16 protein-coding genes are annotated in these 14,603 nt (G+C 34.4%); 15 read left to right on the forward strand and 1 reads right to left on the reverse strand.

Annotation, left to right across the window (positions count from 1 at the left end; genetic code table 11):
* Window positions 1-17 precede the first annotated feature (17 nt).
* The 9 genes from R4B61_RS04885 to trxA all read left to right on the forward strand — a co-directional run bounded on the left by R4B61_RS04885 (window position 18) and on the right by trxA (window position 9,594).
* Complete coding sequence (locus tag R4B61_RS04885; RefSeq protein ID WP_413627161.1) at window positions 18-977, forward strand: DHH family phosphoesterase; 960 nt, start codon at window positions 18-20, stop codon at window positions 975-977.
* A complete protein-coding gene (locus R4B61_RS04890) occupies window positions 978-2,336 on the forward strand; it encodes a DEAD/DEAH box helicase (protein ID WP_413627162.1) in 1,359 nt (452 codons plus the stop codon).
* Between the two features lie 254 nt (window positions 2,337-2,590).
* Window positions 2,591-5,239, forward strand: a complete 2,649-nt coding sequence (gene alaS, locus R4B61_RS04895) for an alanine--tRNA ligase (RefSeq protein ID WP_413627163.1) — start codon at window positions 2,591-2,593, stop codon at window positions 5,237-5,239.
* 49 nt (window positions 5,240-5,288) lie between these two features.
* Window positions 5,289-5,708 (forward strand): Holliday junction resolvase RuvX, encoded by a 420-nt coding sequence (gene ruvX / locus R4B61_RS04900; protein ID WP_413627164.1) that lies wholly within the window; start codon window positions 5,289-5,291, stop codon window positions 5,706-5,708.
* An 18-nt stretch (window positions 5,709-5,726) separates the two neighbouring features.
* Window positions 5,727-6,020 (forward strand): DUF1292 domain-containing protein, encoded by a 294-nt coding sequence (locus tag R4B61_RS04905; protein ID WP_413627165.1) that lies wholly within the window; start codon window positions 5,727-5,729, stop codon window positions 6,018-6,020.
* An 84-nt stretch (window positions 6,021-6,104) separates the two neighbouring features.
* Window positions 6,105-6,356, forward strand: coding sequence for a cell division protein ZapA (locus tag R4B61_RS04910; protein ID WP_413627166.1), 252 nt, complete (start codon window positions 6,105-6,107; stop codon window positions 6,354-6,356).
* A 2-nt stretch (window positions 6,357-6,358) separates the two neighbouring features.
* Entirely contained in the window at window positions 6,359-6,841 is a 483-nt protein-coding gene (locus tag R4B61_RS04915) for a CvpA family protein (protein ID WP_413627167.1), read from the forward strand.
* A gap of 12 nt (window positions 6,842-6,853) precedes the next feature.
* Window positions 6,854-9,211 (forward strand): endonuclease MutS2, encoded by a 2,358-nt coding sequence (locus tag R4B61_RS04920; protein WP_413627168.1) that lies wholly within the window; start codon window positions 6,854-6,856, stop codon window positions 9,209-9,211.
* A 77-nt stretch (window positions 9,212-9,288) separates the two neighbouring features.
* Window positions 9,289-9,594, forward strand: a complete 306-nt coding sequence (trxA, locus tag R4B61_RS04925) for a thioredoxin (RefSeq protein ID WP_413627169.1) — start codon at window positions 9,289-9,291, stop codon at window positions 9,592-9,594.
* A 64-nt stretch (window positions 9,595-9,658) separates the two neighbouring features.
* Here the strand turns inward: trxA and R4B61_RS04930 are convergent, their stop codons facing one another.
* Window positions 9,659-10,165 (reverse strand): YslB family protein, encoded by a 507-nt coding sequence (locus R4B61_RS04930; RefSeq protein WP_413627170.1) that lies wholly within the window; start codon window positions 10,163-10,165, stop codon window positions 9,659-9,661.
* 117 nt (window positions 10,166-10,282) lie between these two features.
* Between R4B61_RS04930 and murI the strand changes: the two genes are divergently transcribed.
* The 6 genes from murI to R4B61_RS04960 all read left to right on the forward strand — a co-directional run bounded on the left by murI (window position 10,283) and on the right by R4B61_RS04960 (window position 14,564).
* Window positions 10,283-11,098, forward strand: a complete 816-nt coding sequence (gene murI, locus R4B61_RS04935) for a glutamate racemase (RefSeq protein ID WP_413627171.1) — start codon at window positions 10,283-10,285, stop codon at window positions 11,096-11,098.
* Window positions 11,091-11,675, forward strand: coding sequence for an XTP/dITP diphosphatase (locus R4B61_RS04940; protein ID WP_413627172.1), 585 nt, complete (start codon window positions 11,091-11,093; stop codon window positions 11,673-11,675). The genes murI and R4B61_RS04940 overlap by 8 nt, the downstream gene beginning before the upstream one ends.
* Before the next feature lie 109 nt (window positions 11,676-11,784).
* Entirely contained in the window at window positions 11,785-12,165 is a 381-nt protein-coding gene (locus tag R4B61_RS04945; RefSeq protein WP_413627173.1) for a DUF948 domain-containing protein, read from the forward strand.
* Window positions 12,166-12,186: 21 nt separating this feature from the next.
* Window positions 12,187-12,633, forward strand: coding sequence for a hypothetical protein (locus R4B61_RS04950; RefSeq protein ID WP_413627174.1), 447 nt, complete (start codon window positions 12,187-12,189; stop codon window positions 12,631-12,633).
* A 108-nt stretch (window positions 12,634-12,741) separates the two neighbouring features.
* Window positions 12,742-13,749, forward strand: a complete 1,008-nt coding sequence (ccpA, locus tag R4B61_RS04955) for a catabolite control protein A (RefSeq protein WP_413627175.1) — start codon at window positions 12,742-12,744, stop codon at window positions 13,747-13,749.
* Between the two features lie 77 nt (window positions 13,750-13,826).
* Window positions 13,827-14,564 carry a YebC/PmpR family DNA-binding transcriptional regulator gene (locus R4B61_RS04960; RefSeq protein ID WP_413627176.1) on the forward strand — a complete coding sequence of 246 codons (738 nt, stop codon included), beginning with the start codon at window positions 13,827-13,829 and terminating at the stop codon, window positions 14,562-14,564.
* Window positions 14,565-14,603 lie beyond the last annotated feature (39 nt).

Here is a 14,603-nt window from a genome sequence, read left to right on the forward strand (position 1 = left end):
CAGAAAGTAGATTAAACATGACTATACAGAAACAAATTTTAGCTAAAATTGGTGAGTATGAAACGGTTATTATTCACCGCCATCAACATCCAGATCCTGATGCAATTGGATCACAAATGGGACTAGCTGACTTAATCAAAACTACCTTTCCGAATAAAAATGTCCTTTGTGTTGGGAAACAATACGAAAGCTTTAAGTGGTTGGGAGAAACTGATGAAGTTAGTGACGATCAGTACCAAAATGCATTAGTGATTGTAGTTGATACTGCAAATCAACCTCGAGTTGATGATGATCGTTTTCATAACGGAAAAGAATTAATCAAAATTGATCACCATCCTAATGACGATGAGTTTGGTGATTTAATGTGGGTTAACCCTGATGCATCAAGTGTTTCCGAAATGATTTATGACCTATTTAAGGCAGATTCTGATAATCAAATTTCTGACAATGGTGCACGAGTTCTTTATGCCGGGATTGTGGGTGACACGGGAAGATTCAAATACCCATCAACTACTAGCCATACTTTTGAGGTGGCAAGTGGATTAACTAAATTTAATTTTTCTTTGACCGATATTGCTCAAAAAGAAGACGAAATTGATATTCCACTAGCTCGCTTAGCAGCATACGTATATCAAAACTTAACCATTTCAGAGACGGGTGCTGCCCACATTATTTTAACGAATGAAGTAATTCAAAGTTTAGATCTTGGTGATGACAGTACTGCATCAGTAGTTCCATTACCGGGAAATATTGGTGAAGTTACTGATTGGGCAATCTTTGTGCAACAAAAAGATGAAAGCTATCGAATTCGGCTTCGCTCTAAGGGACCTTCAATCAATGAAATTGCCAAGCTGCATAATGGTGGTGGACACGCATTAGCTAGCGGTGCAATTGCAGCTGATGATGCAGAAATTAAACAGGTAATTAAAGAATTAGATCAACTTAATACAGAATATTTAAAAAAGGGGGCTGAATAAATGAGTTCATTTAACGATTACAATTTTAAGCCGTTTATCCAAGCGGCAATTAAGGACTTAGGTTTTAAAAAGCCAACACCAATTCAATCTAAAGTGATTCCAACGATTAAACACGGAAAAAGTGTGATTGGGAAGTCGGCCACTGGTAGTGGAAAGACCCACGCTTTTTTACTTCCGCTATTTAATAATTTAGATGTGAATAATAATAGTACCCAAATCGTAATTACGACCCCTAGTCGAGAATTGGCTTATCAAATTTATGAGAATGTAAAACAAATTGTAAAATTTAGTGAACAACCAATTCGAATTGCTAATTATGTTGGGGGAACTGATAAAGAACGACAAATTAACAAGTTGAAAAAGGAACAACCCCAAGTAGTGGTAGGAACACCAGGTCGAATCTTAGACTTGTTTAAAAATGGTGATCTTGATATTAATACTGCTAATCAATTAGTAATTGATGAAGCAGATATGACGCTTGATTTTGGTTTCTTAGAAACGGTTGATAAAATTGCGGCGGCGATGGCGCAAGACCTACAAATGATGGTCTTTTCAGCAACCATCCCACCTAAATTGCAACCATTCCTTAAAAAATACATGAAAAACCCAGTTTTTGATGATATCCCCACAGAAACGGTTATCAATCAAAACGTTGATAACTGGTTGATTTCCACTAAAGGAAACGATAAAAATAGTTTGATTTATCAATTATTAACGATGGGAAATCCATACTTAGCATTGATATTTGCTAACACTAGAGAACGAGTGGATGAAATTGAAGCTTACCTACAAGGACAAGGATTAAAAGTTGCTAAAATTCATGGTGGAATGCAACCTCGAGTTCGAAAACGAGTGATGAAGCAAATCCAAAATCTAGATTTTCAATACGTAGTGGCATCTGATTTAGCTGCACGTGGAATTGATATTGATGGAGTTTCTCATATTATCAATGATGATATTCCAAGCGATAACGAATACTTTGTTCATCGAGTTGGAAGAACTGGCCGTGGTGGAATGAGTGGAATTGCAATCACCCTTTATGGCCCAGATGAAGATCAAAAGATTCAAGCTTTAGAAAACATGGGAATTAACTTTAAACCTAAAGAAATCAAGCATGGTGATGTGGTTGATTCCTATGATCGTCGTCGGAGACAAAAGTATAAGGGTCATCATGATAAGTTAGATGGATCAACGCTCGGAATGATTAACAAGAAGAAGAAAAACGTTAAACCGGGTTATAAAAAGAAAATTAAACGAGCAATTAAAGTTAAAGAGGATCAGAATCGTAAGATTGAGGTTCGTAGTCAAATTAGAGCGCGAAAGAAACAAAAGAAACGTAGTTCAGAACGTTATCAATAATTGACACTAATAAGGTTTATCGCTATAATTTAATCGGATATATTATTTAAGGAGTTTGCTATCAGTGAGGGTTGGATGGTGGAAACAATCCAGTAATACTTAAATAATGCTACCGAGTAGTTAACGTTTCCCACGTTATAGGGACTTAAGAGGTAAACGACAAACATCGTTGCAAACAAAGTGGTACCGCGTGTAGGCGTCTTTGTGTGCACGGTGTTTTTATTTTGAAATTTAATGATTTGGGGGAAATACAAATGAAAGAACTTAGTAGTGGTGAAATTCGCCAAATGTTTCTTGATTTTTTTAAAGAAAAAGGACACACAATTGTGCCAAGTGCATCATTAGTTCCACATGATGATCCAACTTTGCTTTGGATAAACTCCGGAGTAGCAACCATGAAAAAGTACTTTGATGGTTCTGTTGTTCCAGAAAATCCACGGATGACCAGTTCACAAAAAAGTATTCGAACAAATGATATTGAAAACGTGGGAAGAACTGCACGTCATCAAACTTTATTTGAAATGTTAGGGAACTTCTCAGTAGGTGATTATTTTAAAGCAGAAGTAATTCCTTGGGCTTTTGAACTATTAACCAGTCCAGAGTGGTTTGGTTGGGATAAAGATAGGTTATACATGACTTACTATCCAGAAGACACTGCTACTAAGGAATTATGGGAAAAAGTCGGCGTTGCTCCAGACCATTTAGTTCCCGCTGAAGATAACTTTTGGGATATTGGCCAAGGACCATCCGGACCAGATTCAGAAATTTTCTATGATCGTGGTGAAAAATATGATGATTTAGAACCAGATGATCCTGAAAATTATCCTGGTGGTGAAAATGAACGTTACCTTGAAGTTTGGAATATTGTCTTTTCACAATTTAATCATACTGCTGAAGGTACTTACGAACCTCTTCCACGTAAAAACATTGATACGGGAATGGGATTAGAACGAGTAGTTTCAGTATTTCAAGATGCACCAACTAATTTTGAAACTGATTTGTTTATGCCAATTATCAAGGCAACCGAAAAATTGAGTGAACAAAAGCAATACAATGCTAATGCAAAAGACGATATTGCATTTAAGGTAGTTGCTGACCATATCCGAGCAATTACATTTGCAATTAGTGATGGGGCACTTCCTTCTAATGAGGGACGTGGATACGTTATTAGAAGATTATTACGTCGAGCAACTATTAACGGTCACCAACTAGGAATTGATGGTGCATTCTTGTACAAATTAGTTCCAATTGTTGGAGAAATTATGAAGTCGCACTACCCTAAGGTGTTGGAACAATCGGCCTACATTCAAAAAATTGTTAAGAGTGAGGAAGACCGGTTTAATGCAACCTTAAATGATGGAATTACATTGTTAAATGATGTGATTGCAGAAACTAAAGCTGCCGGTAAGACTCAAATTTCTGGTAAATCAGCTTTTAAACTTTATGATACTTACGGTTTCCCACTAGAACTTACTGAAGAATATGCTGGTGATCGTGGTCTTGAAGTTGATCAAGTAGAATTTGACACAGAAATGGAAGCCCAACGTAACCGTGCAAGAAATGCTCGTGGTAGTAAGGGTTCAATGAAGGTACAAAGAGACTTATTGATTGAAATCAAAACTCCTAGTGAATATGTGGGTTATGATCAATTGACGGTTCCTGCTGCTAAGTTAGAAGATATTATTGTTGATGAAAAGTTAGTTGATTCAACCACTCAAGAAGCAGAAATTGCAGAGTTGATTTTTGATAAAACTCCATTTTATGCTGAAATGGGGGGACAAGTTGCCGATCAAGGAGACATTGTTGCTGAAAATGGAACAGTTGTTGCCAAGGTAACTGATGTTCAACATGCCCCTAATGGACAAAACTTGCATACGGTTACTGTTTTAGGTGAACTTAAAAAGGGTGCACAGTACCAATTAGTGGTTGATCGTAAATTCCACGCTGGAGTTGAAAAGAATCATACAGCTACCCACTTATTAGATCAGTCATTAAGAAACATTTTAGGTGGTCACACTGAACAAGCCGGATCATTGGTTAAACCTGACTACCTCCGTTTTGATTTTACTCATTTTGGTTCAGTAACCAACGAAGACTTAGCTAAGGTAGAAAAACTAGTGAATGATCAAATATTTGCTGCTCTACCAGTTGAAACCGTTGTTACTGATAAAGAATCAGGTAAGAAAATGGGAGCCATTGCTCTATTTGATGACAAATATGGTGACCAAGTTCGAGTAGTTAAAGCAGGTGATTTCTCAGTTGAATTCTGTGGGGGAGATCATGTTAAAAATACTAGTCAACTAGGTTTATTTAAGATTATTTCTGAATCAGGAGTGGGAGCTGGAATTAGAAGAATTGAAGCAGTCACTTCTAGACCCGCATTTGAATACCTAACTAACGAAGAAAATCTGTTAAATCAAGTTACTAAAGCGGTTAAAGCACCCAATAGTAATGCAGCTCCAGAAAAAGTTAAGGAAATGCAAGCACAGATTAAGACGTTAGAAAATAAACAAGCTGCTTTAGAAGCAAAATTGGCTAACCAAGCTGCCGGTGCTATTTTTGATAATCCAGAAACAATTAATGGTTATAGTGTAATTACTGGGCAATTAAAGAACACCAACATGAATCAACTTCGTGAACTTGCAGATACTTGGAGAAACAAAGGTTATTCAAATGTGTTGGTATTAGGTACTGATTTAGACGGAAAAGCTAACTTGCTAGTTGCAGTAGATGATGAGACCATTAAAGCTGGAATCAAAGCCGGTGATTTAATTAAGGAAATTTCAAGTAACATTCAAGGTGGCGGTGGTGGACGCCCTAACCTGGCACAAGCTGGAGGTAAGAATCCAGCTGGAATTGATGCTGCCTTAAATGCTGCTAAACAATGGTTAGCAGAAAAATAGTAATTAACAAGTTGAAAAACTAGACGGCCTAAAAAAGATAGGATAATATATGAGAATAATGGGATTAGATGTGGGGTCTAAAACTGTGGGAGTTGCGATTAGTGACGCTCTAGGTTGGACTGCTCAAGGAATAGAAATTGTTCGAATCAATGAAGATGAAAAAGAATTTGGTCTAAACCGAATCGAAGAATTAATTAAAGAATACGATGTTCAGCAGGTTGTGATTGGATTACCTAAAAATATGAACAACACTGAAGGGCCACGAGTGAAAGCATCTAAAAGATATGGGAAAATGGTGAAGGCCTTTTTCCATTTACCCGTTGAATTTCAAGATGAAAGACTAACTACCGTTGAGGCAGAACGGATGTTAATTGAAAAGGCAGATGTCTCTCGTGAAAAACGGAAAAAAGTAATTGATAAAGTTGCCGCTGAATTGATTTTACAAGGATATTTGGATAAGCATATCTAGTTTGATAGGAGAATTATAATGAATAACGAACCAGAACAAATTACACTAATTGACGAAGATGGTAATGAAATTTTATACAACGAATTGTTTACTTTCGAATCACCAACTTATAACCGTTCATACATCTTAATGTATCCAGCCTCAGATGAAGGAAATGAAAGCATCAATATTGAAGCTTATGCATTACCTGCTGGAACCGATGCTAGTGATCCTGATGCACCAGTTGATGGTGATTTAGAACCAATTGAGGATGATCAAGAATGGGAAATGGTTCAAGAAACATTGAACACATTCTTAGAACCTAATGAATAAGTAAATAAAACGGGTACTAACTATTAAGTTAGTACCTTTTTTAATGAATCATGATAGAATTAACATACATTGGGGGTAGACGATTTGAATAACAAAAAACGATTTAAAACAATGCTTAATGGTAAAACTTATACTTTAATTGGAAGCTCATCTGACGAACATATGGAGTCAGTTTCAAAACTTTTAAATGATGAATTAACTAAATTAAAAAAACAAGTTAATAATATTAGTACTGAGGATGCAGCAATTCTGTTAGCATTCAATGCCATTTCAGATCAATTAGATAAAGAGTTAGAGTTAGAAAAACTAAAAAATAAAGTAGAAACGGATAATTAAAAATGATTTTATCAATTTTAATAATTTTAATTGGAATTATAGCCTTGAAACGTGGCTTTTATCGTGGATTTGTGACGGAATTAGTTCGGTTAATTGGTTTTTTTGCGGTAGTAATTTTAGCCAAAATAATAGCAGATCCGGTGGCAACGATAATTAGATCTTTTTATAATTTATTAGTTGTAGATAAAAGCTTTAGTAATGTGGGAATTTGGCATGGAATCGGATTTTTGACTGCTGTAATAGTTTTACTTTATATTGAACATAAACTATTAGAATTATTAAATATAATTGTTTCGCTTCCAGTTTTAAAGCAGGTTAATTCGTTATTAGGGGCAATAACGGGATTAATTTTTAGCTTATTTGTAGTAGCAATTGTACTATCATTAGCAATCAACTTTAAAGCTGAATGGATAGTTTCACAATACAATAACTCTCCAATTGCACAATTATTAGTCAATAATTTTACAAAAATATTTGTTCCATAGATAGGTGGTTAGATGAATAAAAAAGTATTAGAAACTTTAGAATATGATGAAATTAAAAATAAAATTAATCAATATTTAGCAACACAAAATGGACGAAGTGAGCTAGCTGAATTAATTCCAAGTAATGACTTTGATCAGGTGAAAAAATGGCTTGATGAAACTGATGATGGAGCACATATTTATCGGTTAAACCATGTTATTCCAATGCCTAAGTTAAATGATATTTCACCTTCTTTAAAAAGACTGCAAATTGGCGCTAATTTGAATGGAAAAGAGCTTTCAGAAATTAGTGCGGTATTAATTGCAATCACCAGAATTAATCATTTCTTTGAAAACTTGGTTAACGAAAAGGTTGAACTACACGTCCTTTATGATGAGGTTAAATTATTTAGTGATTTACCAGAAATTACGGCTGATTTAAAAGTCTCTGTCGATGAAAATGGGAAAATATTGGATTCTGCTTCCAATTCATTAAGTACCATTAGACGTAGAATTAACCAAATCGAAAGTAAGATTAAAAGTAAAATGGATAATTATACGCATGGTAAGCAGGCCAAATATCTTAGTGATGCGATTGTAACTATTCGAGATGACAGATATGTGGTTCCAGTTAAGGCCGAATACAAGGGTAAATTTGGTGGAATTGTTCATGATCAAAGTATTTCTGGACAAACAATTTATTTAGAACCAGCTGGAGTTGTTGAGCTAAATAATGACTTACGTCGCGAACAGATTAATGAGCGAGAAGAAGAAAAACGGATATTAGCTGAATTATCTGATTTGATTAGACCATACCAGTCTGATTTAAAACATAATGCTAAACAAATGGGTCATTTTGATTTAATTAATGCCAAGGCTCGCTATGCCAATGATACTAAGGCAACTAGACCAGCAATTTCTAGTGAAAATCAAGTTAACCTGAAAAACGCTAGACATCCTATGATTGATCCTAAAAAGGTCGTTGAAAACGACATCTCACTGGGATTTGATTATCGACAAGTGATTATAACCGGTCCCAATACTGGTGGTAAAACCATTACGATGAAAACTCTTGGGATTTTACAATTAATGGCTCAGTCAGGTTTGTTCGTTACTGCGGATGAAGGAAGTCAGGCGGGTCTATTTGATAATGTTTTTGCAGACATTGGTGATGATCAATCAATTGAACAGAACTTAAGTACTTTTTCTTCACACATGGATAATATTATTAGTATTTTAAACCAAGTGACGGAACATAGTTTGGTTTTGATTGATGAATTGGGTGCTGGAACTGATCCCAGAGAAGGGGCCGCTTTGGCAATGTCAATTTTGGATGCAATTAGTAAAGTTAATGCAGAAGTCTTATCTACTACTCATTATCCGGAATTAAAGGTCTACGGTTATAATCGTCCAGAAACGATTAATGCATCAATGGAATTTAATGAACAAACATTGAGTCCTACATTTAGGTTGCTAATTGGAATTCCAGGTCAAAGTAATGCTTTGAGTATTGCAAGCAGATTGGGACTAGATGATGCAATCGTAACAGAAGCCGAATCCTTAACTGACGAAGATAGTCAAGATATCAACTCAATGATTAAGAAGTTAACCATTCAAACCAAAAATGCTGATGATCATGCTCGTTTATTAGAAAAAGAATTAGCAGAAGCAACTGCACTACACGAAGAGTTAACGGAAAAGTTTACCAAGTTTGTTAATCAAAAAGAGCAAATGGTTTATAACGCTAAACGTGATGCTAATCAAATTGTGGCGGAAACTAAACAAAAAGCTAATGAAATTATTGCTGACTTGCATCGAAAACAAAAGCAATCTCAAATTAATATCAAAGAAAATGAATTAATTGCAGATAAGGGTAAAATAAATGCCTTGGAACAACATCCTGAATTGAAACACAATAAGGTTTTAAAACGCTCAAAAGCTAAGAAAACCTTCAAGGTTGGCGATGATGTTTTAGTTAAAAACTATGATCAATTTGGAGTTCTAATTAAAAAATTAGGAAATCATGATTGGGAAGTTGAAATCGGAATTTTAAAAATGAAAATTTCCGAAAGCAATCTAGAAAAAGTTAAACCTGAGAAGAAAAAGGTTAAACAACAAACTACAATAAGAAGAACTAGATCATCATCAATGTCAACTACTTTAGATTTACGTGGTGTACGTTATGATGATGCTATGCAAAGAGTTGATCGATATATTGATGCAGCTTTAGTGGCCGGTTATCCATCAGTAACCATTATTCATGGTAAAGGGACTGGAGCCTTACGAAAAGGTGTAATTAGCTATCTTCGTGGGAATCGTCAGGTTAAGGAATTTGGGTTTTCACCAGCAAATTCTGGAGGCGATGGATCAACGGTAGTAAAATTCAAATAGATTGCAAACAATATGTTTGTGTTTTATCGAAACATATCATATAATTTAAGTAGCTTAAGAATAAGGAGGAAACTATTATGGTACATGAAATTACTGATGCAACATTTGAACAAGAAACAGCTAATGGACTAGTTGTTATTGATTTTTGGGCAACCTGGTGTGGTCCTTGTAAGATGCAATCTCCTGTGATCGAGGAATTATCAAATGAAGATAGTAATATTAAATTCTGTAAGATAGATGTTGATGAAAATCAAAAAACCGCTTCAGAACTTGGTATTATGAGTATTCCAACTTTGTTAGTTAAAAAAGATGGTGAAAACGTAGATCAAATTATTGGTTACCATCCTAAAGAACAATTGAAGAAACTTTTAGAAAAATACTAGAAAAAGAAAAACACTTTAAACGTTAGTTTTAAACTAAAACGTTAAAAGTGTTTTTTAATATTTTTTATTCTGTTTCTGAATCGGTAGTTTGATTTAAAGGAAGTGGATTAACTATTTCTGGGTTAAAAATTTGTTTCGATACATCTGAAACTACGTTAATTTCAACGGTTTTTTTTCTTTTAATGTTGTATTCAGCTTCTGTTTCAAATCCAGTATTTTGTTGAATTGTTTGTGCTATGTAGCCAGTTTCCAATGCAAAGTCGGCATCCTTATCGTTTTTAAGTCTTCGTTCGATAATTTCACCGGATAAAGAAACGGTGCTTTTAATTTCGGAGTGTTTAATTAATTCAAGATTACCAAACTTGGATTTTGCAAAAAAAGTAGGGAGAGATTCGGTTTGAACTGGAAACTTCAAACTAAGATTCTTACCAGCCCAATATAAAATGTCATGGTTATCTTGACCTAAAATGTCGTTTAGTAAATTGTCTCTGAGTATTTCAACTCCCCACAAATTAGAATCCAGGATGTTTTCTGCTACTTTGTTGTTTCTATCGATTTCTTTGTTTTTCATTGTCGTTCTCCCATCGCTATTTATACCGATACAATTCTACCATAAAATAACATTCTAAATAAAAACAACGGTTTTGTTGTATAATAAAAAAAGCACTTTTAGGAAGGAGTGAAATAAATGAATTCGAAACCAATTGCATTCATGGATTCAGGAGTGGGTGGGCTATCAGTTTTAAAAGTAGCCTTGTCAGAACTCCCACAAGAAAATATGTTATATCTGGGTGATGAAGCTCATATGCCATATGGTGAAAAGAATCCAAAGCAAATCGTTGATTATTCGTTAGAAATTGGAAATTTTTTCGTTAAAAATCAAGCGAAAATGATGATTGTTGCTTGTAATACAGCAACATCAGTCGCTCTTTCTACACTACAAAAAAATCTTTCTATTCCGGTGATTGGGGTTATTAAACCTGGCAGTGAAGCAGCTTTAAAAGTCACAAAAAATCAAAAAATTGGTGTTATTGCTACTAGAGCAACAATTGCAAGTCATTCTTATCGACAAGAAATTTTAAAAATCAATCCCAAAGCTGATGTAATTGAATTGGCTTGTCCTACTTTTATTCCTTTAGTTGAAAGTGGCGACTATAATTCAGAAGAAGCTAAACAAATTATTAAAGCAGGTTTGAAACAGCTTAAAAATACAGGAATTGATACTTTGATTTTGGGATGTACTCATTTTCCAATTATTGCTAATTTAATTCAAAATGAAATTGGGGAACAAGTAAAGCTAATTGACCCTGGATATGAAACGATTGATTTGGCAAAACAAGTTTTAAAAACTAATGATTTATATGCAAAAAACAATCAAAATATAGTTAATTATTTTACAACTAGTGGAATTAATCATTTTGACGAAATTGGCTCGCATTGGTTACAGCAAAATGTTAAAGCAAAGCTAATTACAACAAGTCGTTTGGAGAATTATCATGACTAAAGAAATCGTGATTGCTACAGGCAATTTAAATAAACTAAGAGAATTCAAAGAAATGTTAGAACCCAAAGGATATGAGGTTAAATCAATAAAAGACTTTCCTGATGTTCCGGAAATAATTGAAAATGGAAGTTCCTTTGAAGAAAATGCTGAAATAAAGGCTAAAACGGTCGCTGAAGCAATTGGGTTGCCAGTTTTAGCCGATGATTCAGGATTGGTAGTGCCATCAATTAATGGGGAACCTGGCATTTATTCTGCTCGTTACGCTGGTGATCATGATGATCAAGCTAATAATCAAAAGTTGCTTAAAAAATTAGGACATTCAGATGACAGAAATGCCTACTTTAAAACTGTGCTAGTCGGAATGAAACCAAATGGTGAAAAAATCAAGGTTAGTGGAATCGTTTCTGGAGAAATTTTGTTAGAAAAACGTGGACAAAATGGATTTGGTTATGACCCATTATTCTTCGTCCCAGGTAAGCAGAAAACACTAGCAGAAATGAGCGATGATGAAAAAAATTCAATTAGTCATCGTGGGAAAGCATTACGCAAATTAACAACGGTAATCGATAATTGGTGATTTAATCTTAATTAGTGTTAAAATAATGGTTAATATCTTATTAAATTGTCATTAATCTGTAATAATGGTATTGTTAACGTGTTATTAAACGTTTTTAGGAGGTAGTTCAATGACTATTGGACAAATCGCAGCATTAATTGCTGCAATTGCTTTTGTTGTATTAGTAATTTTTATTGGTATTTTCTTATTACAATTGGTTAAGAATTTAAATGATGTTTCTCGGAATTTAGAATCAATTACGATTGATGTGAACAGTTTGTCTGATGAAGTGAACGAATTGTTGACTAACGTTAATGATCGAATTGATCAAATTGATCCAGTATTTCAGGCTGCTGCAGATTTGGGAACAACTGTTAGTGAAGTTAACGAACGTGCTAAAAGTACTGGTGATAGTTTAAAGAAAAAGTTGGATCTTTTTAAGAAAACTTCAGCACTTAGTTTGGCAGCTAATTTAGTTACTAAACCATTTAAAAAGAAAAATAAAAAATAGTTTTTAACTAAGGAGAACAAAATGAGTTTAAAAAAGGGATTATTTTTAGGAGCGCTTCTAGGTGGAGCAGCAACTTATGCGGCATATCGAGTTCTTGATGAAGAGAAAAAATATGAAATCAGAAATCGTGTTTTAGATGTAGTTGAAGATGCTAAAGACCGAGCAGTTGACTACGTTTACTATGCTGCTGATTCCATTGAAGATGCCAAAGATAATGTGAATGATCACGTTACCGACTATAAGGATTCATTCAGTGATACAACCGAAAAAATTGCTGATAAAATTTTAGATCTTAGAGAAGACTTAGGAGAGCTACAAACTTATTTAAATATGGTTCCAGTACCTAAAGAATATCAAGAAGATTTAGAAAAAAAGAATGATAGTGATGATATCACTGTTGATATGGATGATGCCTTTACAATTGATCGTAAAGACTCTGATTCTGAAGCAAAAAAAGATAAAGAATAATTATTTAAACTAGCATTAATAGTGCTAGTTTTTTTTAGCTTGAATGTAACCGCTTGCTCTGATATTCTTAAGTATATGGATTGACGTATAAAAAGAAGGTTTGGACTAATGAAAAAAAAGCAAACTGTTACAATTTATGATGTTGCAAGAGAAGCAAATGTATCAATGGCAACTGTATCAAGAGTGGTTAACAATAACCACAATGTGAAACCTGAAACTGAAAGCAAAGTTTTAGAAGTAGTGAAAAAACTTAATTATCGTCCTAATGATGTTGCAAGGGGATTGGCAAGTAAGAAAACTACTACAATTGGGGTAATTATTCCCAACGTTACTAATTCTTATTTTGCGTCTTTAGCTAGAGGGATTGATGATATTGCTGAAATGTATAACTACAATATTATTCTAACTAATTCAGACGGAGACCATAAAAAAGAAATGAAGGTTTTAAATACCTTATATTCTAAACAAGTTGATGGAATTATCTTCATGGGAAATGAGCTATTGGATTCAGTTCGAACTGAACTAATTAGTGAGAGAATTCCGGTTGTATTAGCAGGTTCAGTTGATCCACAAAAACAATTTGCAAGCGTTAATATTGATTATCAAAAGGCAGTTTATACACAAGCTACTAAATTGATTGAACAAGGGAATCGAAAAATTGCCTTTGTTACCGGTGGATTGAATATACCAATTAATCGGGAATACCGCTTAAAAGGATATCTTGATGCTTTAGCGACCGCTGATATTGAATTTGACGATAGTTTGGTCTTTGATGTTTCTAATATTAATTATGAAAATGGTTATCAGTTGAAGGACAAGTTATTAAGTGCTGGAGCGACTGCAGCAATTGTAAGTAATGATCGTGCGGCTGCAGGAATCATTAATTCAATGAATGATTCAGGAATCGTGGTTCCTGATGAATTTGAAGTAACGACTAGTGATAATACTGAGCTAACTAAAATGATGAGACCCACCATTTCTACAATTACGCAACCACTGTACGATATTGGTGCGGTTTCAATGAGATTATTAACTAAAATGATGAAGAATGAAGAAGTAGTGGAAAAAAACATTTTACTTCCGTTTGGAGTCGATTATCGTAACTCAACTAAGTAGCAGTAAATTTGATTATGAGAAGGTTTGTTGGTATAATCAAAGCTGTTAATTTCGGTTTAAGAAAGGAGTGCTGAAACATGTCAGGACATTCAAAATGGCATAACATCCAAGGTCGTAAAAACGCCCAAGATGCTAAAAGAGGTAAAATTTTCCAAAAAATTTCACGTAACTTATATCAAGCTGCAAAATCAGGTGGTGTAGATCCAGATGGAAACCCACAATTAAGACTTGAATTAGAAAAAGCTAGAGCAGCTAACATGCCTAAGGATAACGTTCAACGTGCCTTAGACAAAGCTTCAGGTGTTGGTGGCGCTAACTTCGAAGAAGTAACTTACGAAGGTTACGGACCTGGTGGTACTGCTGTTATGGTTTCAACTTTAACAGATAACAAGAACCGTACCGCAGCCGCTGTTAGATCAGCATTTACTCATCATGGTGGTTCATTAGGTACTAATGGATCAGTTGCATACAACTTCGATAGAAAAGGTTATATCGTTGTTTTACGTGATGAAACTGATGATGATGAAGATACAATGTTAATGGCTGCTTTAGATGCAGGTGCAGATGACATGAAGGCAACTGAAGATGAATTCCAAATTTTCACTGATCCTTCAAGTATGGTCGCAGTTCGTGATGCATTACAAGAAGCTGGTTATCCACTTGATACTTCAGAAGTTCGTCTTTTCCCACAAACTGTAACTGAAGTTCCAGCTGATAAAATTTCACAATACACTGGTTTAATTGATGAATTATCAGAAAATGATGATATTCAAGATGTTTATGAAGCAGCAGTTATTCCAGAAGATGCTGAATAATTAAATAATTTCAAAAAAGATTCTATCTTAAAATAAGAT

It is taken from the genome of Fructilactobacillus vespulae, from assembly GCF_047324295.1.
Classification (GTDB): Bacteria; Bacillota; Bacilli; order Lactobacillales; family Lactobacillaceae; genus Fructilactobacillus; species Fructilactobacillus vespulae.

Coding starts and splice junctions, on each gene's coding strand:
- R4B61_RS04930 (WP_413627170.1), bottom strand. CDS start 10,165: ATGAAAAACAAAGAAATCGATAGAAACAACAAAGTAGCAGAAAACATC.
- alaS (WP_413627163.1), top strand. CDS start 2,591: ATGAAAGAACTTAGTAGTGGTGAAATTCGCCAAATGTTTCTTGATTTT.
- R4B61_RS04945 (WP_413627173.1), top strand. CDS start 11,785: ATGACTATTGGACAAATCGCAGCATTAATTGCTGCAATTGCTTTTGTT.
- ruvX (WP_413627164.1), top strand. CDS start 5,289: ATGAGAATAATGGGATTAGATGTGGGGTCTAAAACTGTGGGAGTTGCG.
- R4B61_RS04920 (WP_413627168.1), top strand. CDS start 6,854: ATGAATAAAAAAGTATTAGAAACTTTAGAATATGATGAAATTAAAAAT.
- murI (WP_413627171.1), top strand. CDS start 10,283: ATGAATTCGAAACCAATTGCATTCATGGATTCAGGAGTGGGTGGGCTA.
- R4B61_RS04885 (WP_413627161.1), top strand. CDS start 18: ATGACTATACAGAAACAAATTTTAGCTAAAATTGGTGAGTATGAAACG.
- ccpA (WP_413627175.1), top strand. CDS start 12,742: ATGAAAAAAAAGCAAACTGTTACAATTTATGATGTTGCAAGAGAAGCA.
- trxA (WP_413627169.1), top strand. CDS start 9,289: ATGGTACATGAAATTACTGATGCAACATTTGAACAAGAAACAGCTAAT.
- R4B61_RS04890 (WP_413627162.1), top strand. CDS start 978: ATGAGTTCATTTAACGATTACAATTTTAAGCCGTTTATCCAAGCGGCA.
- R4B61_RS04915 (WP_413627167.1), top strand. CDS start 6,359: ATGATTTTATCAATTTTAATAATTTTAATTGGAATTATAGCCTTGAAA.
- R4B61_RS04940 (WP_413627172.1), top strand. CDS start 11,091: ATGACTAAAGAAATCGTGATTGCTACAGGCAATTTAAATAAACTAAGA.
- R4B61_RS04960 (WP_413627176.1), top strand. CDS start 13,827: ATGTCAGGACATTCAAAATGGCATAACATCCAAGGTCGTAAAAACGCC.
- R4B61_RS04950 (WP_413627174.1), top strand. CDS start 12,187: ATGAGTTTAAAAAAGGGATTATTTTTAGGAGCGCTTCTAGGTGGAGCA.
- R4B61_RS04905 (WP_413627165.1), top strand. CDS start 5,727: ATGAATAACGAACCAGAACAAATTACACTAATTGACGAAGATGGTAAT.